This is a genomic window from Enterobacter sp. ECC-175 (assembly GCF_043968675.1).
GTDB lineage: Bacteria > Pseudomonadota > Gammaproteobacteria > Enterobacterales > Enterobacteriaceae > Enterobacter.
Map to the genome: position 1 here is coordinate 3,598,119 of NZ_CP143776.1, position 20,791 is coordinate 3,618,909.

The 20,791-nt window shown below is 58.3% G+C and carries 20 protein-coding genes; 9 read left to right on the forward strand and 11 right to left on the reverse strand.

Annotated features, from left to right (window positions below):
- Nucleotides 1-86: 86 nt before the first annotated feature.
- Both mlrA and V1599_RS17165 read left to right on the forward strand, forming a co-directional pair.
- A complete protein-coding gene (mlrA, locus tag V1599_RS17160) occupies nt 87-827 on the forward strand; it encodes an HTH-type transcriptional regulator MlrA (protein WP_395301589.1) in 741 nt (246 codons plus the stop codon).
- 69 nt (nt 828-896) lie between these two features.
- Nucleotides 897-1,010, forward strand: coding sequence for a protein YohO (locus tag V1599_RS17165; RefSeq protein WP_010433613.1), 114 nt, complete (start codon nt 897-899; stop codon nt 1,008-1,010).
- Here the strand turns inward: V1599_RS17165 and V1599_RS17170 are convergent.
- The 5 genes from V1599_RS17170 to bglX all read right to left on the reverse strand — a co-directional run bounded on the left by V1599_RS17170 (nt 985) and on the right by bglX (nt 7,173).
- Nucleotides 985-1,722: an ABC transporter permease gene (locus V1599_RS17170; protein ID WP_395300507.1), complete on the reverse strand. Its 738-nt coding sequence runs from the start codon at nt 1,720-1,722 to the stop codon at nt 985-987. The two genes, V1599_RS17165 and V1599_RS17170, sit on opposite strands and share 26 nt — an antisense overlap.
- Nucleotides 1,706-2,656: an ABC transporter ATP-binding protein gene (locus V1599_RS17175; RefSeq protein WP_112012534.1), complete on the reverse strand. Its 951-nt coding sequence runs from the start codon at nt 2,654-2,656 to the stop codon at nt 1,706-1,708. The genes V1599_RS17170 and V1599_RS17175 overlap by 17 nt, the downstream gene beginning before the upstream one ends.
- Nucleotides 2,649-3,806 carry an ABC transporter permease gene (locus V1599_RS17180; RefSeq protein WP_395300508.1) on the reverse strand — a complete coding sequence of 386 codons (1,158 nt, stop codon included), beginning with the start codon at nt 3,804-3,806 and terminating at the stop codon, nt 2,649-2,651. Before V1599_RS17180 ends, V1599_RS17175 begins: the two co-directional genes overlap by 8 nt.
- Before the next feature lie 12 nt (nt 3,807-3,818).
- Nucleotides 3,819-4,736, reverse strand: coding sequence for an ABC transporter substrate-binding protein (locus tag V1599_RS17185; protein ID WP_395300509.1), 918 nt, complete (start codon nt 4,734-4,736; stop codon nt 3,819-3,821).
- A gap of 139 nt (nt 4,737-4,875) precedes the next feature.
- Nucleotides 4,876-7,173, reverse strand: a complete 2,298-nt coding sequence (bglX, locus tag V1599_RS17190; protein WP_112012537.1) for a beta-glucosidase BglX — start codon at nt 7,171-7,173, stop codon at nt 4,876-4,878.
- Nucleotides 7,174-7,362: 189 nt separating this feature from the next.
- Here bglX and dld point away from each other — a divergent pair, with 189 nt between their 5' ends.
- Nucleotides 7,363-9,099: a D-lactate dehydrogenase gene (gene dld / locus V1599_RS17195; protein ID WP_112012538.1), complete on the forward strand. Its 1,737-nt coding sequence runs from the start codon at nt 7,363-7,365 to the stop codon at nt 9,097-9,099.
- Nucleotides 9,100-9,223: 124 nt separating this feature from the next.
- On the forward strand, nt 9,224-9,778 hold the full coding sequence (locus tag V1599_RS17200; protein WP_112012539.1) for a GNAT family N-acetyltransferase: 555 nt from the start codon (nt 9,224-9,226) through the stop codon (nt 9,776-9,778).
- Between the two features lie 96 nt (nt 9,779-9,874).
- On the opposite strand, the gene pbpG is transcribed toward V1599_RS17200, so the two are convergent.
- Both pbpG and V1599_RS17210 read right to left on the reverse strand, forming a co-directional pair.
- Nucleotides 9,875-10,795 carry a D-alanyl-D-alanine endopeptidase gene (pbpG, locus tag V1599_RS17205; protein WP_112012540.1) on the reverse strand — a complete coding sequence of 307 codons (921 nt, stop codon included), beginning with the start codon at nt 10,793-10,795 and terminating at the stop codon, nt 9,875-9,877.
- Between the two features lie 166 nt (nt 10,796-10,961).
- Nucleotides 10,962-11,549 (reverse strand): Yip1 family protein, encoded by a 588-nt coding sequence (locus V1599_RS17210; RefSeq protein ID WP_395300510.1) that lies wholly within the window; start codon nt 11,547-11,549, stop codon nt 10,962-10,964.
- A gap of 156 nt (nt 11,550-11,705) precedes the next feature.
- On the opposite strand from V1599_RS17210, the gene V1599_RS17215 reads away from it, so the two are divergent.
- Nucleotides 11,706-12,278: a DedA family protein gene (locus V1599_RS17215; RefSeq protein WP_112012542.1), complete on the forward strand. Its 573-nt coding sequence runs from the start codon at nt 11,706-11,708 to the stop codon at nt 12,276-12,278.
- Between the two features lie 24 nt (nt 12,279-12,302).
- Here the strand turns inward: V1599_RS17215 and mdtQ are convergent, their stop codons facing one another.
- Nucleotides 12,303-13,721 carry a multidrug resistance outer membrane protein MdtQ gene (gene mdtQ / locus V1599_RS17220; RefSeq protein ID WP_395300511.1) on the reverse strand — a complete coding sequence of 473 codons (1,419 nt, stop codon included), beginning with the start codon at nt 13,719-13,721 and terminating at the stop codon, nt 12,303-12,305.
- Between the two features lie 331 nt (nt 13,722-14,052).
- Nucleotides 14,053-14,985 carry a tRNA dihydrouridine(16) synthase DusC gene (gene dusC, locus V1599_RS17225; protein WP_297121934.1) on the reverse strand — a complete coding sequence of 311 codons (933 nt, stop codon included), beginning with the start codon at nt 14,983-14,985 and terminating at the stop codon, nt 14,053-14,055.
- A 179-nt stretch (nt 14,986-15,164) separates the two neighbouring features.
- Between dusC and V1599_RS17230 the strand changes: the two genes are divergently transcribed.
- From V1599_RS17230 to sanA, 4 genes are all read left to right on the forward strand, one after another.
- A complete protein-coding gene (locus V1599_RS17230; RefSeq protein ID WP_395300512.1) occupies nt 15,165-15,563 on the forward strand; it encodes a CidA/LrgA family protein in 399 nt (132 codons plus the stop codon).
- Nucleotides 15,560-16,255 (forward strand): CidB/LrgB family autolysis modulator, encoded by a 696-nt coding sequence (locus tag V1599_RS17235; RefSeq protein ID WP_395300513.1) that lies wholly within the window; start codon nt 15,560-15,562, stop codon nt 16,253-16,255. The genes V1599_RS17230 and V1599_RS17235 overlap by 4 nt, the downstream gene beginning before the upstream one ends.
- Nucleotides 16,256-16,383: 128 nt before the next feature.
- On the forward strand, nt 16,384-17,268 hold the full coding sequence (cdd, locus tag V1599_RS17240; protein ID WP_297121939.1) for a cytidine deaminase: 885 nt from the start codon (nt 16,384-16,386) through the stop codon (nt 17,266-17,268).
- Nucleotides 17,269-17,394: 126 nt separating this feature from the next.
- On the forward strand, nt 17,395-18,108 hold the full coding sequence (gene sanA / locus V1599_RS17245; protein WP_112012547.1) for an outer membrane permeability protein SanA: 714 nt from the start codon (nt 17,395-17,397) through the stop codon (nt 18,106-18,108).
- A gap of 92 nt (nt 18,109-18,200) precedes the next feature.
- Here sanA and mglC read toward each other — a convergent pair whose 3' ends face one another.
- Together mglC and mglA are read right to left on the reverse strand one after the other, a co-directional pair.
- Nucleotides 18,201-19,211: a galactose/methyl galactoside ABC transporter permease MglC gene (mglC, locus tag V1599_RS17250; RefSeq protein WP_112012548.1), complete on the reverse strand. Its 1,011-nt coding sequence runs from the start codon at nt 19,209-19,211 to the stop codon at nt 18,201-18,203.
- Between the two features lie 15 nt (nt 19,212-19,226).
- On the reverse strand, nt 19,227-20,747 hold the full coding sequence (gene mglA / locus V1599_RS17255; protein WP_112012549.1) for a galactose/methyl galactoside ABC transporter ATP-binding protein MglA: 1,521 nt from the start codon (nt 20,745-20,747) through the stop codon (nt 19,227-19,229).
- Nucleotides 20,748-20,791: the final 44 nt, after the last annotated feature.

Consider the following 20,791-nt stretch of genomic DNA (forward strand, 5'->3'; position numbering starts at 1 on the left):
AATTTGTACAAAAAAGAATCAGTTCTTCCTGGTTCGGCAAAGTGGGTCTACAGTTAAGCTGGGGACGCGCAGGCCAGGGGGCGAATATGGCGCTTTACACGATAGGTGAAGTGGCACTCCTTTGTGATATCAATCCCGTCACGCTCAGGGCGTGGCAGCGGCGGTATGGATTACTCAAGCCGCAGCGAACGGACGGCGGACATCGCCTTTTCAATGATGCCGATATCGACAGGATCCGGGAAATCAAAAGCTGGATTGATAACGGCGTGCAGGTAGGCAAAGTGAAATCCCTGCTCTGCCAGGACGATCCCGACACGCAGCGCGTCTGGCGCGAACAGCAAGAAGCCCTGCTGCGCCTTCTGCAGGCCGGCAACCTGCAGCGCCTGCGCGCCTGGATTAAGGAGCAAGGGCGCGATCACCCGGCGCAAACGCTGATCGTACAGCTTTTTATTCCCTTACGCCGCCGCCTCCAGTGCCAGCAGTCCACGCTGCAGGCGCTCCTGAGCATGCTCGACGGCGTGCTTATCAACTATATTTCGGTCTGCCTGGCCTCCGCGCGAAACAAGAGCGGAAAAGATGCGCTGGTGGTCGGCTGGAACATTCACGACACCACCCGCCTGTGGCTTGAAGCGTGGATCGCCACCCAAAAAGGCTGGCGCGTCGACGTGCTGGCCCATTCGCTCGCCCAGCTGCGGCCCGAGTTTTTTGACGGCCAGACGCTGCTGGTCTGGTGTGGCGAGGTTCCCACCGCCTCCCAGCAACAGCTGCTGGCCGAGTGGCGGGAGAATGGCTATCCGGTTTACGCCCTGGGGCCGGATGAGTCGTAACGGCATTTAATGGTTCATTAACAGCTGCGCTTCACCGTATAATTGTTCCGTTAACAACAGGAGCACATGATGAAGGCAACCAAACTGGCCGTAATTACCCTTTTCGTTCTGATGGCCGTGAGCGGCATTGGCGGCGTCATGCTGGCAGGCTATTCATTTATTGTTCGCGGCGGTGTCGGCTGAGATACCCAGCCAACCGTTCGAACAGGCGGTCGACGACGATCGCCGCCAGCGCCACCAAAATCGCCCCCTGCAGAATATAGGCCGTATTAAACCCGCTCAGGCCGATAATAATCGGCGTGCCCAGGGTGTTTGCCCCCACCGTTGACGCGATAGTCGCCGTGCCAATGTTGATAATGACCGACGTGCGGATCCCCGCGAGAATGACCGGCGCGGCGAGCGGCAGCTCAACTTTCCACAGCCGCTGGCGGGCGCTCATCCCGACCCCTTCGGCCACGCTCAGCACGGACGGCGGTACCGCCGCTATCCCGGCCAGCGTCCCCTGTAAAATGGGCAGTACGCCGTAGAGAATCAGCGCGACAAGCGCCGGCTCCTGACCAAAGCCCATGACCGGTACCGCAATCGCCAGCACCGCCACGGGGGGAAACGTCTGCCCCATCGCGGCGATGGTCTCGACCAGCGGACGAAATTCCCTGCCCTGCGGCCGCGTGACCGCAATTCCGGCGCCCACGCCGAGCAAAATGGCCATCATGCTGGAGAGTGATACCAGCCAGAAATGGGCCAGCGTCAGGTTAACGAAGCTCTCCTGCTGATAAACCGGGCGCGGCAGCCCGGGAAAGAGCGCGCTAAACAGCCCCGCGCTGTGCGGCATCAGAAACAGCAGGGCAACAAAAAGGCCAATCAGCCAAAGCAACGGATCACGCGCCCACTTCACCCGCCACCTCCCCTGTCAGCAGATCGCGAAAGTGCAGCGCCCCGCAGGTCACGCCCTGCTCGTTTGCCACGGGCAGCACCTCGCACCGTCGGGCGACAAACGCTGATAGGGCATCGCGCAGGCTCATCTGCGCCCGTAGCGGCTCTCCCGCCACCGCCTCGCTTTGCGAGCGCATATACTCCCCGACGGTTCTCAGGGAGAGCAGCCGGACGCCCAGCTCGCTGCGGCCAAAAAATTCACGCACAAAATCGTTTGCCGGGTGCGTTAGCAGCTCAAGCGGCGAGCCCTGCTGCACCACCTCCCCCTGGTCCATCAGGATCAGGCGATCGCCCAGGCGCAGCGCCTCGTCAATGTCGTGCGTGACCAGCACAATCGTGCGCCCAAGGATGCGGTGAATGCGCGTCATCTCTGCCTGGAGCGCGCCGCGCGTGACCGGATCGAGCGCGCCAAACGGCTCATCCATCAGCAGCACCTGCGGGTTCGCGGCCAGCGCGCGCGCCACCCCCACGCGCTGCTGCTGCCCGCCCGAAAGCTGGTGCGGGTAGCGGTCGCGCAGCGCAGGCTCCAGCCCCAGCAGCGCCATCAATTCGTCCACGCGCTCCTGAATCCTGGCCTTCGTCCATTTTTCCAGCTGCAGCACGGTGGCGATATTCTGCGCGACCGTCCAGTGGGGGAAGAGGCCGATGGACTGAATGGCGTACCCCATGCGGCGGCGCAGCTCCAGCACCGGCAGGCTGCGGATCTCTTCGCCGGCAAAGCGGATCTGGCCGCTGTCGTGTTCCACCAGCCGGTTGATCATCTTCAGCGTGGTCGATTTGCCCGAACCGGAGGTACCAATGAGCACGGAGAAAGCCCCTTCCGCAAAGTGAAGGTTCAGGTGGCTTGCCGCCGGGCGGCCCGCGAAGGTTTTACTGACATCATGAAATTCAATCATTGGCGCTTCTCCTGAGCAGGGCGAGCCACAAGGCAAACAGCGCATCCAGCACGACCGCCAGCGCGATGGTGGGCACAACGCCCAGTAATACCAGGTCCAGCGCGCTGCTGAGCAAGCCCTGGAAGACGAGCGCGCCAAATCCTCCCGCGCCTATCAGCGCGGCGATAACCGCCATGCCGACGGTTTGCACGGTGACCACGCGCAGGCTGCGGACCAGCAGCGGCAGCGCGAGCGGAAGCTGGATTTTCCAGAAGCACTGGCGCGCGCTCATGCCCATCGCGTGGGCGCTTTCCAGCACGTCCGGGGCCACCTGGCCTAGCCCTGCCACCACGCCGCGCACCAGCGGCAGCAGCGCGTAAAGCACCAGGGCGATAAGTGCAGGCGTGAGTCCGGTTCCGGCTACGCCTAGCGATCCCAGCACGGGAAAGGACTTTACCAGCCCCGCGAGCGGCGCAATCAGCAGGCCAAACAGCGCAACGGAGGGAATGGTCTGGATGATGTTCAGCACGGTAAATACGCTGCCCTGCCGCGAGGGATGACGGTAACACCACATCCCCAGCGGCACGCCGATCAGCAGCGCGGGGAAAAGCGTACCGAGCAGAATGGTTACATGCTGCGCCAGCGCGTCGTCGAACACCTCCTGGCGGTTGGCGTACTCCTTGAGCAGGGAAAGCGCGTTCAGCTCGCCGCTGAACAGCAGCGCAAGCGGCAGGATCCAGATCTGGGCGTTTAGCACCCAGCGCCAGGCGGGCATCGTTACCAGGCGGCGAATCGCGTCGCTGCACGCCAGAAGGCACAGGGCGAGCCAGAGCCACAGGCCGCTGCCAATCGAGGTTCGCGCAAGCGGGCTTTCCGCCGAGGCCATGTGCGTAGCCGCCAGCCCGGCGCTCCAGAACAGGGTAACAAAGAGGAGCTCACAGAGGATAAGCGTCAGCCACAGGGCGGCGCGGCCCGGCAGGAGCGACAGCGCGGTTGCCGCCGCCAGCGCCATCACGATGGCGACCGGCATGAACGGCCAAATCTCCCACAGCAGGCGCGGTTCGCCCGAGACCAGACGGTTGGGCGCAACGTTTACAAACGGAAGCGCGACGGCTGCCGCGGCCACGCAGGCCAGCAGCAGCAGTACGCGATTATGACATTTTATTGGCACAGCCTTTCCCTGTTACTTCACGAGCCCTTGCTGCTTCAGGAAGTCGGCGGCCACTTTTTTGGCGTCCAGCCCCTCAACGGCAATGCTGGCATTCAGCTGCTGCAGCGTTTTCTCATCCAGCTTTTCGAAAACCGGCTTGAGCCATTTATCCATGTCGGGATAGGCTTTCAGCACCGCTTCGCGCACCACCGGTGCCGGAGCATAGATCGGCTGAACGCCTTTCGGATCGCTCAGCGTTTGCAGCCCCAGCGCCGCTACGGGGCCGTCGGTGCCGTAGGCCATCGCGGCGTTCACGCCGGAGGTTTTCTGCGCCGCGGCTTTGATGGTGACCGCCGTGTCGCCCCCGGCCAGCGAAAGCAGCTGCGACTGGTCAAGCTTGAAATCGTAGGCTTTTTCAAAGGCAGGCAGCGCGTCGGGGCGCTCGATAAACTCGGCAGAGGCGGCAAGCTTAAAGTCGCCCTTCTCTTTCAGATAGCGGCTCAGATCCTCCAGCGAAACCAGCTTGCCCTTCTCGGCGAGGTCTTTACGCACCGCAATGGTCCAGGTGTTGTTGGCCGGCGCAGGCGTGAGCCAGACCAGCTTGTTCTGCTCGGCGTCGAGCTTTTTGACCTTCTCATAGCCGGCTTTGGCATTTTTCCATGCTGCATCGTTTTCATCCTTGAAGAAGAATGCGCCGTTGCCGGTATATTCCGGGTAGATGTCCAGCTCGCCGGAGGTGATTGCGCCGCGCACCACGGGCGTTGTCCCCAGCTGTACCTTATTGACCGTTTTCACCCCGTGGCTTTCAAGCACCTGCAGGATGATATTGCCCAGCAGCGCCCCTTCGGTATCAATCTTTGAGCCCACCTTCACCGGCTCCGCTGCCTGTAAAGGCAGGCTTAGCGCCGCCAGCAGTACCGCTGAGCCTACTATCCCCTTTGAAATCGTCATCTACTTTCCTCAGTTTTGCCGCCTTTTTCAGAGGCTTGAAAGAAAAGCGTAGCTTAAAACGGCAGGTTTAACCGTCAAAATGCCTTTTTAGCATAAGGTAAGAGACATCCCCCGGGGCCGGGGGATGCGGGGGAGGAGATTACAGCAGCTCGAACTCGCCTTTGTTGACGCGCGCGGAGTCCACGCCGATAAAGACGTTGAATTTGCCCGGCTCGGCGTCGTACTTCATCTGCTGGTTCCAGAACTTCAGCGCGTTCACGTCAATCGGGAAAGTGACGGTTTTGGTTTCGCCCGGCTTGAGCGTGACCTTATCAAAGCCGCGCAGCTGCTTGACCGGACGGCTCATCGACGCCGTCACGTCCTGAACGTACATCTGAATGACCGTGGCCCCCTCGCGTTTGCCGGTGTTGGTCACCTCCACGCTGGCGGTCACGTTACCGTCACGCTTCATGGTCGGCGCAGACATTTTCACCTCAGAGACCTTGAAGGTGGTGTAGCTCAGGCCGTAACCAAACGGATACAGCGGACCGTTCGCTTCATCAAAGTAGCGCGAAGTGTACTTGTTCGGCTTGTCGGCGTTGTACGGACGGCCGGTGTTCAGGTGGCTGTAGTACACCGGGATCTGCCCGACGGAGCGCGGGAAGGACATCGGCAGCTTGCCGGACGGGTTGTAATCGCCGAACAGCACGTCGGCAATGGCGTTGCCGCCTTCGGTGCCCGCAAACCAGGTTTCAAGAATCGCGTCGGCCTGCTGGTCTTCTTTCACCAGCGCCAGCGGACGGCCGTTCATCAGCACCAGCACCAGCGGCTTGCCGGTGGCCTTCAGGGCCGCAATCAGGTCGCGCTGGCTCTGCGGAATGGTGATATCGGTACGGCTGGACGCTTCGTGCGCCATGCCCTGCGCTTCGCCCACCACGGCAACCACCACGTCAGACTGCTTCGCGGCGCTGACAGCCTCGTCGATCATCTCTTTCGGCGAGCGTGGGTCAACCTTCACCGCCTCTTCGTACTGGTTGAGGAAGGTGACGATATCGTTATCGTCTGTGACGTTCGCGCCCTTGGCGTAAACCACTTTCGCGTTTTCACCCACGGCGTCTTTGATGCCGGTCAGCACGGTGACGGACTGATCGGCCACGCCCGCGGCGGACCAGCTGCCCATCACGTCGCGCTTGCTGTCGGCCAGCGGGCCTACGACGGCAATGGTGCCGGATTTTTTCAGCGGCAGCGTGTCAAGACGGTTTTTCAGCAGCACCAGGCTTTCACGCGCCACCTCGCGCGCCTCTTTGCGGTGCAGGCGGCTTTCGGCGTTGGTGTCCGCCGGGTCAGATTCTTTTGGCCCCAGGTGGCTGTACGGATCGTTAAACAGTCCCATGTCGTATTTCACGTTCAGCACGTGGCGGGTCGCGTCGTCCAGCTCCGCCATCGTCACCTTGCCGCTCTTCACCAGGCCCGGCAGGTATTTGCTGTAGTATTCGTCGCTCATGCTCATGTTGATGCCGGACTTGAGCGCCACGCGCACCGCGTCTTCCGGGTCGGAGGCGGTGCCGTGCTTGATCAGCTCTTTGATCGCACCGTGATCCGAGACGGTAATGCCCTTAAAGCCCCACTGGTCGCGCAACACGTCTTTCAGCAGCCACGAATCGGAGGTCGCCGGCGTGCCGTTCAGCGAGTTCAGCGCCACCATCACCGCGCCGCTCCCCGCGTCCAGCCCCGCCTTGTACGGCGGCATGTAGTCGTTGAACAGGCGCTGCGGGCTCATGTCGACGGTGTTGTACTCTTTACCGCCCTCCACCGCGCCGTAGGCCGCAAAGTGCTTAACGCTGGTCATCACCGAGTAGCGGTCCGCCGGGCTTTTGCCCTGCATCGCTTCCACCATGGTTTTGCCCATCGTGGCCGTTAAATACGTGTCTTCGCCAAAGCCCTCCGAGGCGCGGCCCCAGCGCGGATCGCGGGAGACATCCACCATCGGCGCCCAGGTCATGTTCAGGCCGTCGTCCGCCGCTTCATAGGCGGAAACGCGCCCGACGGTTTTGACCGCATCGAGGTTAAAGGAAGAGGCTAAACCGAGGCTAATCGGGAAAACGGTACGCTGCCCGTGCAGCACGTCGTAGGCGAAGAAGAGAGGAATTTTCAGGCGGCTGAGCGCCATCGCCTGATCCTGCATTTTGCGGATATCCTGGCGGGTAACGGTGTTAAAGATCGCGCCCACCTGACTTTCTTTGATCATCTCCCGGATGGCCTCTTTCGGGTTGTCCGGGCCGACGCTGATAAGACGCAGCTGGCCGATTTTCTCATCGACCGTCATTTTCTTGAGCAATTCCGTGACGAACGCGTCCCGGGCTTCAGGCGTAAGCGGGTGATTGCCAAACATATCATCTGCCAGCGCGGGCTGCAGCGCCAGGCTGACGGCGACACCTACAGAACATATCCATTTCATGTCGTTTTACTCTCTCATCATTAACCGCCGGAAGAACGCCACCGGACCGTGCGAAAAGCGCAGTGTGCCATAAACCCTCTTTCGCTTGCAGGGTTATTCTCTGATTTTTCTGATGAATAGTAGACCGCTCAACAGTTAATCGCGCTATGCTTTACAGCGAGAAATTTGCCCCACCACAAGGAGTGGAAGATGTCTTCTGTTCGAACTGACGATAACAACGCTTTTATTAACGAACTGTCGCGCCTGGTTGGCTCCTCTCACCTGCTTACCGACCCGGCAAAAACGGCCCGCTACCGTAAGGGCTTCCGCTCCGGCCAGGGCGATGCGCTGGCGGTTGTTTTCCCCGGCACGCTGCTGGAGCTGTGGCGCGTGCTCAGCGCCTGCGTCGCCGCCGACAAGATCATTTTAATGCAGGCCGCCAATACCGGCCTGACGGAAGGCTCAACGCCGAACGGCAACGACTACGATCGAGACATTGTGATTATCAGCACGCTGCGCCTCGATAAGCTTCACCTGCTGGACAAAGGCGAGCAGGTGCTCGCCTTCCCCGGCACGACCCTCTATTCGCTGGAGAAAGCGCTTAAGCCGCTGGGGCGCGAGCCGCACTCCGTGATTGGCTCCTCGTGCATCGGCGCGTCGGTGATCGGCGGGATCTGCAATAACTCCGGCGGTTCGCTGGTGCAGCGCGGCCCGGCGTATACCGAGATGTCGCTCTTTGCGCGGATCGACGAGAACGGCAAGCTGACGCTGGTCAACCACCTGGGTATCGACCTGGGCGTGACGCCGGAGCAGATCCTGAGCAAGCTGGATGACGATCGCGTGAAGGATGAAGACGTGCAGCACGACGGCCGCCACGCGCACGATCATGATTACATCACCCGCGTGCGCGACATTGAGGCCGACACCCCGGCGCGCTACAACGCCGATCCGGATCGGCTGTTTGAATCCTCCGGCTGCGCGGGCAAGCTGGCGGTGTTTGCGGTGCGTCTCGATACCTTCCCGGCAGAAAAAAAGCAGCAGGTCTTCTACATCGGGACTAACCAGCCGGAAGTGCTCACCGAAATTCGACGCCATATCCTGGCCGAATTCACCCACCTGCCGGTGGCGGGCGAGTATATGCACCGGGATATTTACGATATTGCCGAGCGCTATGGCAAAGATACCTTCCTGATGATCGACAGGCTCGGCACCGACAAAATGCCGTTCTTCTTTACCATGAAGGGGCGTACCGACGCGATGCTTGAGAAAGTGCCGCTGTTTAAGCCCCACTTCACCGACCGCTTTATGCAGAAGCTGGGCAACGTCTTCCCGGCGCACCTGCCGGAGCGGATGAAAACCTGGCGCGATAAGTACGAACATCACCTGCTGCTAAAAATGGCCGGGGACGGCATCGAGGAAGCGCAGGCCTGGCTGACCGAGTTTTTCAAAACCGCCGAGGGAGATTTCTTCGCCTGTACCCCTGAAGAGGGCAGCAAAGCCTTCCTTCATCGTTTTGCGGCAGCGGGCGCGGCAATTCGCTATCAGGCGGTACATTCCGAAGAGGTGGAAGATATCCTGGCGCTGGATATCGCCCTGCGCCGCAACGATACCGAGTGGTTTGAACACCTGCCGCCGGAAATTAACGATAAGCTGGTGCATAAGCTCTATTACGGCCACTTTATGTGCTACGTCTTCCATCAGGATTACATCGTCAAAAAAGGCGTTGATGCGCACGCGCTGAAAGAGGAGATGCTCGCCCTGCTTCACGCGCGCGGCGCGCAGTACCCCGCGGAGCATAACGTTGGCCACCTGTATAAAGCCCCGGAAACGCTTACGCGTTTTTATCGCGAGAATGACCCTACAAACAGTATGAATCCCGGGATTGGTAAAACAACGCGGAAGAAATACTGGAAAGAGGATGTTGAAACCGAGCAGCGCGACGCGTAAGCCCCTGAATCCGGACTACCGCTATATTTGAGAGATTGTTAAGCGCTCCTTAAACGTACTAGAGTAGCAGCCTGTCGCCGGAGAAACGCTTCTCCGGCATTGCATCACGAGGAGCAGGCACATCATGTCGGCTGTTGATACTTTGTCCGAAAGCGGAGTGGTTGTGCGCGATGCCCTTCCCGATGACGTGCATGCCATCTCCGCCATTTACGCGTGGCACGTTCTTCACGGCCGCGCATCGTTCGAGGAAGTTCCTCCTACCGTCGACGACATGCGCCAGCGCATAAAAAACGTCAGCGATAGCGGCCTGCCCTGGCTGGTTGCCCTCTATCGCGGCGTCGTGGTCGGCTATTGCTACGCCACGCCCTATCGTCCACGCCATGCCTATCGCTACACCCTCGAAGAATCCATTTACGTGGATGCCAGCGCCACCGGACGAGGGCTAGGCTCAACGCTGTTAAGCGCGCTGATCGAGCGCTGCGAACAGGGCCCGTGGCGGCAAATGATCGCCGTGGTGGGAGACGGAAACAATAACGCGGGGTCGCTGCGGCTGCATAAAAAACACGGCTTCGTGGTGGTGGGCCAGCTGCGCAGCGTAGGCTACAAAAAAGGCGACTGGCGGGATACGCTGATCATGCAGCGATCGCTCAATGAGGGCGACTGGACGCTGCCGGAATAAACGCTGTGCGGTCTGGTGCCCTCACCCCGGCCCTCTCCCACAGGGAGAGGGAGAAAACATAAAAAACGGTAACCTGGGTTACCGTTTTGCGTTTACCTAATCGTTCTGCGCGGTCGCCATCTGTTCCGCTTTCTGCTTTTTGTACGTCAGCGCCGCGGCCGGCACCGGCTGTACCTTCCCTGTCTCAATCCAGGTGCGCAGGCGGCTGGCATCCGCGAAGTGGGTGTATTTGCCAAAAGCGTCCATCACCACCAGCGCCACCGGCTTGCCGTTGAACACGGTACGCATCACCAGACAGTGGCCCGCCGCGTTGGTAAAGCCGGTTTTGGTTAGCTGTATGTTCCAGTTTTCGCGGTAAACCAGATGGTTAGTGTTGCGGAACGGCAGCGTGTAGGAGGGATTGGCGAACGTCGCCATATCCTCACGGGTGGTGCTGAGCTGGCCGATCAGCGGGTACTGCTTGCTGGCAATCAGCATCTTCGTTAGGTCACGCGCCGTCGACACGTTGTGGATCGACAGGCCGGTAGGCTCAACAAAGCGGGTGTTGGTCATGCCCAGGGATTTGGCTTTGGCATTCATCGCGCGAATAAACGCGTCATATCCGCCCGGATAGTGGTGCGCCAGGCTCGCCGCCGCGCGGTTTTCTGACGACATCAGCGCCAGCAGCAGCATGTTTTTACGGCTAATTTCGCTGTTCAGGCGCACGCGAGAGTAAATTCCCTTCATCTCCGGCGTATGGCTGATATCCACCTTCAGCGTTTCGTCCAGCGGCAGCCGTGCGTCAAGCACCACCATCGCCGTCATTAATTTTGTGATTGAGGCAATCGGTCGCACCAGATCGGGATGGCTGGCGTAGATCACCTTATTGGTGTTGAGATCGACAATCATCGCGCTGCCGGACGCAATTTGCGGTTGAGCAGCCGGCGCGGCGGCTGTCGCGGCTGCCATCGCGGGCACGGCCGCAGACGCACCGAGGATTAGCGCAAGGCTAAGTATAGAGACACGGAATTTCAGCATGGTGAGACTTCTGATAGTGAATCAGGCACGTATTGACGTACGCCGCCTGCGCGTATGAAAAACGCAGGCTGGCCAGGGCATCATAGCGGGCACCGTGAAATGTCGCCAGCGGATAATCATGAACGGATGCTGCGCTGCTGGCAATTGCGCCAGCAGCGCAGTGAGCTTAGAAAAGACGGTATCCGTAGCCCCACAGAATCACCGTCAGCGCCAGCAGCGCCTCCAGAACCAGCACGCCGATAGCCAGCGTTGAGCTGGAGAAGCTCAGGCCCTCTTCTTTATTGATATTCAGAAAGGTGGGCACGCCCAGATACAGCAGATACCCCGTGTAAAAGAGCGCAAGCGTACCGATCAGCGCGCACAGCCAGGCCAGCGGATAGAGCGCAACAATGCCGCTTAAAAACAGCGGAGTCGCGATATATCCGGCGAAAATCATGCAGTTTGCCAGAGATGGACGTTGAGGAAAGTTACGCGCCATCCAGTGGATCACGCGCCCCATTACGGCCACGCCCGCCAGCATGACGCCGTAGAATAAAATGGCCAGGTAGAGCCCGGTAAACCAGGAGAGCTTAACCACGGTGCCATCACCGAAGTTCCAGCCGATTTGCGTGGTGCCAATGAACGCGCAAATCACCGGCACCGCCGCCATCAGCAGCACGTGGTGGGTATAGTGATGCGCAACCGTTTCGTTCTCATTTCTGATCACGTGCATTTCACGATCGGGATGGGAGAAGAGTCCCCAGACATGGTTCATAACGCCCCCTTGTTGTCGGCCCGTCATCGATACCTCAAGTATAATGCAGGCTTTAGATTATTTTATGTACAACGCTAAATTTGCCTCTGATGCCGCGCTATTTATAGATGGGGTGTATCATTAACGGAGGAAAAACAAGGAGACGACGCGTACTTAATGGATATCAACGGTCTGATTGAACAATACGGATACGCTGCGCTGGTGATTGGCAGCGTGGCGGAGGGCGAAACCATCACGCTGTTAGGCGGGGTTGCAGCGCATCAGGGATTGCTCAAGTTTCCGCTGGTGGTTGCCGCCGTAGCGCTGGGCGGCATGATTGGCGACCAGCTGCTCTACTTTCTGGGATTACGCTTTGGGCCCACTCTCCTTAAGCGCTTTTCGAAGCATCGCAAGAAGATTAACCGGGCGCAAAAGCTGATCCAGCGTCACCCTTATCTCTTTGTGATTGGCACCCGCTTTATGTACGGCTTTCGTATCATCGGGCCAATACTGATCGGCGCAAGCCGCCTGCCGCCGAAAATCTTCCTGCCGCTGAATATCCTCGGGGCCATCGCCTGGGCGCTGATTTTCACTACGCTCGGCTACGTTGGAGGCGAAGTGATAGGCCCGTGGCTGCATAAGTTTGACCAGCACGTGAAGCACTGGGCATGGCTGATCCTGGTGGTTGTGGGGGTGATTGCGGTGCGGCTGTGGCTAAAGCACCGGGAGAATAAGCGGGATGGGGATTGAGTAAATCACCACATCCTCCCCTTTTCACCCCTGACGATAACCGCCGCCCAGCGCGGAGGTGAGCTGCAGGGTGGCGTCCAGGTACTGCTCCTTTAAGGTCAAGCCGGCGATCTTTTCCTGAAGCGCCGGGATTTTCGCCTCGCTGACGCGCGATCCCGCAATCAGCCCTGCGCTAAAGCGCGCCTGCGCAAGCGCAACCACCCGCGCGGCGTCGCGCTCTACGCGCTGATGCTGCTGACTTTTGCGGGTTAAGGTCTCAACTTCACTGGCGGTGCGCGCCACCTGGTTTACCGCATCCACCACCGCCTTGTTGTAATCGGCAACGCTGAGATTATTCTGCGCCTGAGCGATATCTAGCTGCGCGTTGAGGCGACCGCTGTCGAAAATCGGCAGCGTGAAGCCTCCCGTCACGCCCATCTGCTGCGCGGAATGGCGAAACAGATCGCTCAGGTGCAGCGCATCCTGCTGCAAAAATGCCATCAGGTTAACATCGGGGTAGAACGCCGCCCTGGCCGCATCAACGTCATTCATCGACGCTTCGATATACCAGCGGGCTTCCTGAAGATCGGGGCGACGCGCCAGCAGCTCGTAGCCAAGCGTCGTAGGCAAAGACGCCTCAACGGCCGGCAGCTCGCGGCGCGTGAGCGTCACCGATGCCGTATTGGTCAGCGCCTGGAGCCGCGCTTCAATGGCCTTCATCTTGCCCGCGGCGTCGGCCATGCGCTCTTCGGTTTTGCCTGCGTCAATGTCGGTTTCGACACCTTGAACGGACGAGGCGATCCCGTGCTGATACAGCTGTTTATCCGCCGAGATAATATTATTCTGCTCCTGGCGAATATCGCTCAGCACGCCGTAGATTGCCGCCTGCGTTTGCCACTCCCAGTAGAGCCGCGCCACGCTGGTCGCGAGCAGCTGGCGGGTCTGCTCCAGCTCCGCCTTTTGCGCGTTTACTTTACCTATTCGCGCCGCAACCCGGTCGCGGTTTTTCCCCCAGAGATCCAAATCCCAGCCCGCCGTCAGGCCGAACGTGCCGTTGGTGTACCACGGGCCGGTGGTCCCCGCCGCTGGATCGGTCAGCGCAAACGGCCCCATCAAGCCTTCTGCAGACATTTTCTGGCGCTCAACGTCAGCAGAAAAATCAATCTCGGGGCCGTCGGCGGCCATCGCGGCTTTCGCCTGCGCTTCGGCAAGCGTAATGCGCTGCCGGGCAATCGCCATATCCGGCGCATCGCCTAGGGCTTTCGCAATCAGTGAATTTAGAAGAGGATCGTTATAGTCCTTCCACCACGCGCTTTTCGGCCAGTCGGCGTGGTTCAGATGTGCGTTAACGCCAGCGGCAACCGGCTGCGTTTTGATCGCGTTAATCGTGGGATGCTGCGGCGCGCACGCCGCCAGCGTGAAGACCAGAGGCGTCGTCAGGGCTAAAAGAAAAGAACGTTTCATCACGTCAGGCACTCAAAAATGAAAGGCGCAAATTACGCCGGGTGCCATTCTTTTTTTTAGTAACCCGTGGCAATCCACACGTTGTCATACAATCACATAACCGGAAAATTATTTATCAAATCAATCAATAGATTAAACACATTCGCCGCAATTATGATTTAGCGCGCCGAGGGGCTGCTACACTTTATGTGACAAACATGCACAGGAGAGGCAAATGAAGATATTACTTTGGATTATTTTGATTATTTTTCTGATTGGGCTGTTGGTGGTAACCGGCGTATTCAAGATGATATTTTGAGTGAACGGCCCGGCATTGCGCCGGGCCGTTTCGTTATTTGGACTGAATCACTCTGGCAATATCGGCCGAGGTTTGCAGCGTGCGGATCTCCTGAAAAAGGCCCAGCGCTTCGCTGTACTCCTTACGCAGATAGCTCAGCCACTGCTTAATGCGCGCAACGTGATACAACCCGGTATCACCCTGCTTTTCGAGACGGCTGTATTTCTGCAGCAGCGTGACGACGTCCGCCCACGGCATGCGCGGCTCGTTATATTTCACTACCCTGCTCAGGTTCGGCACGTTCAGCGCGCCGCGGCCTATCATCACCGCATCGCAGCCCGTCGCCTTCAGGCAGGCCTGCGCGCTGTCATAATCCCAGATTTCGCCGTTGGCAATCACGGGAATGGAAAGCCGCTTGCGGATTTCGCCAATCGCCTGCCAGTTAATGCGTTCGGCCTTATAGCCATCTTCTTTGGTACGGCCATGCACCACCAGCTCGGTGGCGCCCGCCTGCTGTACCGCATCGGCAATCTCAAACTGCCGCGCGTCACTGTCCCAGCCCAGCCGCACCTTAACCGTGACCGGCAGATGAGACGGCACCGCCTCACGCATCGCTTTTGCGCCGCGATAGATAAGCTCCGGATCTTTCAGCAGGGTCGCGCCGCCGCCGCTGCCGTTCACCAGCTTCGAGGGGCAGCCGCAGTTGAGATCGACGCCGTAAGAGCCCAGCTCAACCGCGCGGGCGGCGTTTTCCGCCAGCCATTCCGGATACTGCCCCAGCAGCTGGATGCGCACCAGCGTGCCGGAGGTAGTACGGCTCTGGCGATGCAGCTCCGGGCAGAGCCGATAGAACGATTTTGCCGGCAGTAGCATATCCACCACGCGTAAAAACTCCGTCACGCAGAGATCGTAATCATTTACCTCGGTCAGCAGCTCGCGCACGAGCGAGTCGAGCACGCCTTCCATAGGGGCCAGCAAAACACGCATATCAGTACCTGTAAAAAAAAGACGCGCTATAGTTGCATGTAAACTGAACCCTGTCCATTTGTGGAAATGCCCGACGTTCCGTTTTGGAATGTCTGGTATGCTCAAAATTCATGTTGTGATCCGTGGCACATTTCAGGGTTTAATTGTATGATGAATGCGTTTCAGCAAGGACTTTCACCATGAGCAAATCATTGAATATCATCTGGCAATATCTGCGCGCATTCGTTCTGATTTATGCCTGTCTGTACGCCGGGATCTTCCTCGCCTCCCTGCTGCCTATCACCATTCCCGGCAGCATTATCGGGATGCTGATCCTCTTCGTGCTGCTGGCGCTGCAGGTTATTCCGGCGAAATGGGTTAACCCAGGCTGCTTCATGCTTATCCGCTACATGGCGCTGCTGTTCGTGCCCATCGGCGTGGGGGTCATGCAATATTACGATTTGCTGATGGCACAGTTCGGGCCTATCGTCGTCTCCTGCGCGGTCAGCACGCTGGTGGTCTTCGTGGTGGTGAGCTGGAGTTCGCACATCGTTCACGGTGAACGCAAAGTGGTCGGGCAGAAAGGAACCAAACAATGATGGCTAATATCTGGTGGTCGCTGCCGTTAACCCTGGCGGTATTCTTCGCCGCACGCAGGCTGGCGGCGCGGTTGAAAATGCCGCTGCTTAATCCGCTGCTGGTCGCAATGGTGGTGATAATCCCTTTCCTGCTGCTGACGGGCATCCCCTACGAACGCTATTTTGCCGGAAGCAAAATTCTCAACGATCTGCTGCAGCCGGCCGTCGTGGCCCTGGCGTTTCCTTTATATGAACAGCTGCATCAAATTCGCGCCCGCTGGAAGTCCATCATCACCATCTGCTTCGTGGGCAGCCTCGTGGCGATGGTCACGGGGACATCGGTGGCGCTGCTGATGGGAGCATCGCCGCAGATCGCCGCTTCAATCCTGCCGAAATCGGTCACCACGCCCATCGCCATGGCGGTAGGCGGCAGCATCGGGGGGATCCCCGCCATCAGCGCCATGTGCGTGATTTTCGTCGGCATCCTCGGCGCGGTGTTTGGCCATACCTTGCTTAACGTGATGAAAATCCACACGAAAGCGGCGCGTGGCCTGGCAATGGGTACCGCCTCGCACGCGCTGGGTACCGCGCGCTGCGCCGAAGTAGACTACCAGGAGGGGGCATTTAGCTCGCTGGCGCTGGTCATCTGCGGGATTATCACCTCGCTGATTGCGCCGTTTGTCTTCCCGCTTATCCTGGCGGTAGTGGGCTAAAATTTGCGATGCGTCGCGCAAATTTCATTTTGATTTCATAAGTTGCATAAATTATGTGATTAATATCACATATAAGACCTTAGCGGCTCCGTACACTACCGATCCATTAACCGTTATGAGGCAATGCCATGCACCCACGTTTTCAATCTGCTTTCGCCCAGCTCGCAGTGAATTTGCAATCAGCCCTGGCCCCGGTTCTGGCGGATGAGCATTTCCCCGCCCTGCTGACCGCTGAGCAGGTCGCGACGCTTAAAGAAGCAACGGGGCTGGACGAAGACGCGCTGGCTTTTGCGCTGCTGCCGCTGGCTGCCGCCTGCGCGCGCGCCGATCTTTCACACTTTAACGTGGGTGCCATTGCACGCGGCGTGAGCGGAACCTGGTACTTCGGCGGGAACATGGAGTTCCTCGGTGCGACCATGCAGCAAACCGTTCACGCAGAGCAGAGCGCCATCAGCCACGCCTGGCTGCGCGGTGAAAAATCCCTGCGCGCCATTACCGTTAACTACACCCCGTGCGGCCACTGTCGGCAGTTTATGAACGAGCTAAACAGCGGGCTGCAGCTGCGCGTTAATCTGCCGGGCCGCGAGCCGCGCACGCTGGGGGATTACCTGCCCGACGCCTTCGGACCGAAAGATCTTGAGATCAAAACCCTGCTGATGGACGAGCAACACCACGGTTTCGCCCTGTCCGGCGATGACCTGAGCGAAGCCGCTATCGCTGCCGCGAATAAGAGCCACACGCCGTACAGCAACTCGCCGAGCGGCGTGGCCCTGCAGTGTCGCGATGGCCGCATCTTCACCGGTAGCTATGCCGAAAACGCCGCGTTTAACCCGACGCTTCCTCCACTGCAGGGCGCCCTTAACCTGCTGAGCCTCAACGGCTATGACTACCCGGATATTCAGCGCGCCGTTCTGGCTGAAAAAGCCGACGCGCCGCTGATCCAGTGGGATGCCACCGCCGCAACGCTCAACGCGCTCGGCTGTTCAACACTCGAGCGCGTCCTGCTTGCGTAATCCTGTCGGCGGGCAGAAATGCCCGCCCCTGTGATGAAAAACCCTTCAGTTGATTCTCTGTTTCTTGCGCTTACCGGGCGGGTAAAGTAGCCTGAGTGAACTTTCATCCACGAACGAGCCATCTCCATGTTAAAGCGCGTGTTTTACAGCCTGTCTGTCCTGGTCGGCATACTGCTGTTGATCGTGCTTGGCCTCGACCGCTGGATGAGCTGGAAAACCGCACCGTACATTTTCGACGAGCTGCAGGATCTTCCCTACCGCCAGGTCGGCGTGGTGCTCGGCACCGCCAAATACTATCGCACCGGCGTGATTAACCAGTATTACCGCTACCGTATTCAGGGCGCGCTGAACGCCTATAACAGCGGGAAGGTTAACTACCTGCTGCTGAGCGGCGATAACGCCCAGCAAAGCTATAACGAGCCGGTAACGATGCGTAAGGACCTGATTGCCGGCGGCGTCGATCCGGCAGACATCGTGCTTGACTACGCCGGCTTCCGCACCCTGGACTCCATCGTGCGCACCCGCAAGGTCTTCGACACCAACGATTTCATCATCATTACCCAGCGCTTCCACTGCGAGCGCGCGCTGTTTATTGCCCTGCACATGGGCATTCAGGCGCAGTGCTACGCCGTGCCGTCGCCGAAGGATATGCTCAGCGTGCGCGTGCGCGAGTTTGGCGCCCGCTTTGGCGCGCTGGCCGATCTGTATCTCTTCAAGCGCGAGCCGCGCTTTTTAGGCCCGCTGGTGCCGATCCCGGCAATGCACGAGGTGCCTGAAGACGCGCAGGGTTATCCGGCGGTCACGCCCGAGCAGCTGCTGGAGTTGCAGAGGAAACGCTAACCCTACACTCGCGATGCTGTAGGCCCGCTAAGCGCAGCGCCATCGGACAAAAAAGGCCCGCTACGTGAGCGGGCCTTTTCATTTTTAAGCACTTATTTCTTACGCGCGTACTTCAGTGAATCCAGGGCAACCGCGAAGATGATAATCGCGCCCTTGATGATGTACTGCCAGTACGGGTTCACGCCGATGTAGGTCAGCCCGTAGTTGATGACGGTAAAGATAATCACACCGGTCACCACGCCAATTACCGTACCGACACCGCCGCTGAAGGAGACGCCACCCACCACGCAGGCTGCAATCGCATCCAGCTCGTACATGAAGCCAAGGTTGTTGGTCGCCGAACCGATGCGCCCTGCTTCCAGCATCCCGCCGAAGGCGTAGAACACGCCGGACAGGGCATAAATCATCAGCAGGTTCAGCGCAACGTTTACGCCGGACACTTTCGCCGCTTCCGGGTTACCTCCGATGGCGAAGATATTTTTGCCGAAGCGGGTTTTGTTCCACAGCACCCAGACGAAGGCCACCGCAATCAGCGCATAGAACGTAATGTACGACAGGCGGAAGCTGCCGAGCGCCACGAAGCCCTGGGTGAAGGTCGAGAAGCCGCTGTCGAAGCCGGAAATCGGCGACGCGCCCACGAAGTCGTAATACAGGGAGTTGATGCCGTAAACGATAATCATCGTGCCGAGGGTGGTGATGAACGGCGTCACGTTGAGGTAGGCGATGATAATACCGTTGATCAGGCCAATCACCGCGCCGATGGCGCATACGATCAGGATCACCACGAAAATCGGCATGGTCGCCATTTCCGGGAACACCTTGTTGGCATTTTCCATCGACTGCAGCAGCGTGGCGGCGATAACCGCCGCGAGGCCAACCTGACGCCCGGCCGAAAGGTCCGTCCCCTGGGTAACGATAAGCCCCGCCACGCCCAGCGCGATGATAATACGCACGGAGGACTGGGTCAGAATGTTACTCAGGTTCAGCAGGCTTAAGAACGTAGGGTCCTGGAAAATAATAATGGCCAGCAAAACTAAAAGAACGACGTAAATACCGCCTTCTTTCAGATAAGTGAGAAAACTTTTTTTATTTAACGCACTCATGAGGAGCCCCTGATCTTAAAGGTGCAAAGACGCAAGACGCAAAATTTCGTTTTGCGTTGTCGTTTTGGTGTCAACAATACCGGCAACGAGACCATTGCTCATTACCAGAATACGATCCGTGATCCCTAACAGTTCCGGCATTTCGGAAGAGATAATAATGATCCCTTTATTCTTTTTCGCCAGCTCGGCAATCAGCTGGTAAATTTCGAATTTTGCCCCTACGTCGATGCCGCGCGTTGGCTCGTCCAGCATCAGAATTTCCGGCTGGGTTAATAGCCAGCGGCCAATAATGACTTTCTGCTGATTACCGCCGGAAAGAGAGCCAATCTGCGTGCGGTGGCCCGGCGTTTTTACGCGCATTGAGTCAATCACCCACTGGGTATCGCTCTTCATGCGGGAATTATCCAGCAGTCCAATTTTGCTCTTGTAGTTACGAATATTCGAAATTAACGAGTTAAAGTTAATATCCAGATACGCATAAATACCGGTTGAGCGGCGCTCTTCCGTCACCAGCGCAAAACCGTTATTAATGGCTTCGTTGGCGTTGTGGTTATTAATTTTCTTGCCGTGCAGCGTAATCGTGCCGCCGGACTTCTCGCGAATGCCAAACAGGGTTTCGACGATATCGGTACGCTTGGCGCCCACCAGCCCGGCAATACCCAAAATTTCGCCCTTGTGCAGGTCGAAGGAGACGTCGCGAATGGACGGCTGGCGCAGCGAGGTCAGGTTGCGCACCTCGAGGATCACCTCTCCCGGCGTGTTCTCTTTGTCCGGGAAGCGCTGGTTCAGGGAGCGGCCGACCATCATGGCGATGATCTTGTCCATATCCAGCCCTTCCAGCGGCTGGGTAGCAATCCACTGGCCGTCGCGCAGAATGGTGATTTCGTCGCACAGCTGGAAAATCTCTTCCATCTTGTGGGAGATATAAACAATCCCGCAGCCGCGATCCTTCAGCTTGCGAATAATGGTGAAAAGGTGGTTAACCTCTTTTTCCGTTAATGACGAGGTCGGCTCATCCATAATGACGATTTTGGCATCATAGGAGAACGCTTTCGCAATTTCGATCATCTGCATCTGGGAAACGGATAATGTTCCGACGCGGGCGCGCGGATCGATATCAATATCCAGCTCGTCAAAGATGGCTTGGGTGTCGCGGTACATTTTGTCCTGATCGACAAAGACACCTTTGGTTGGATAACGGCCCAGCCACATATTGTCCATAACCGAGCGTTGCAATACCAGGTTTAGCTCCTGGTGAACCATCGAGATACCGTTTTCCAGCGCTTCTTTCGCCGAATGGAAATCGATCTCTTTTCCCTGAAAAAGAATACTGCCAGAATCTTTTTGATAGATCCCAAAAAGACATTTTAATAACGTTGATTTACCGGCGCCGTTCTCCCCCATAAGTGCATGAATAGAGTGGGGACGTACCTTTAAATTAACATTATCAAGCGCCTTAACGCCGGGAAAAGACTTGTTGATACCGCTCATTTCTAACAAGTATTCGCCTGACGACTGAGTAGGTGTGCTGACCATAATTATACCTTGTTGGCCTCGCATATCGCGTTATAAAAGGGCGC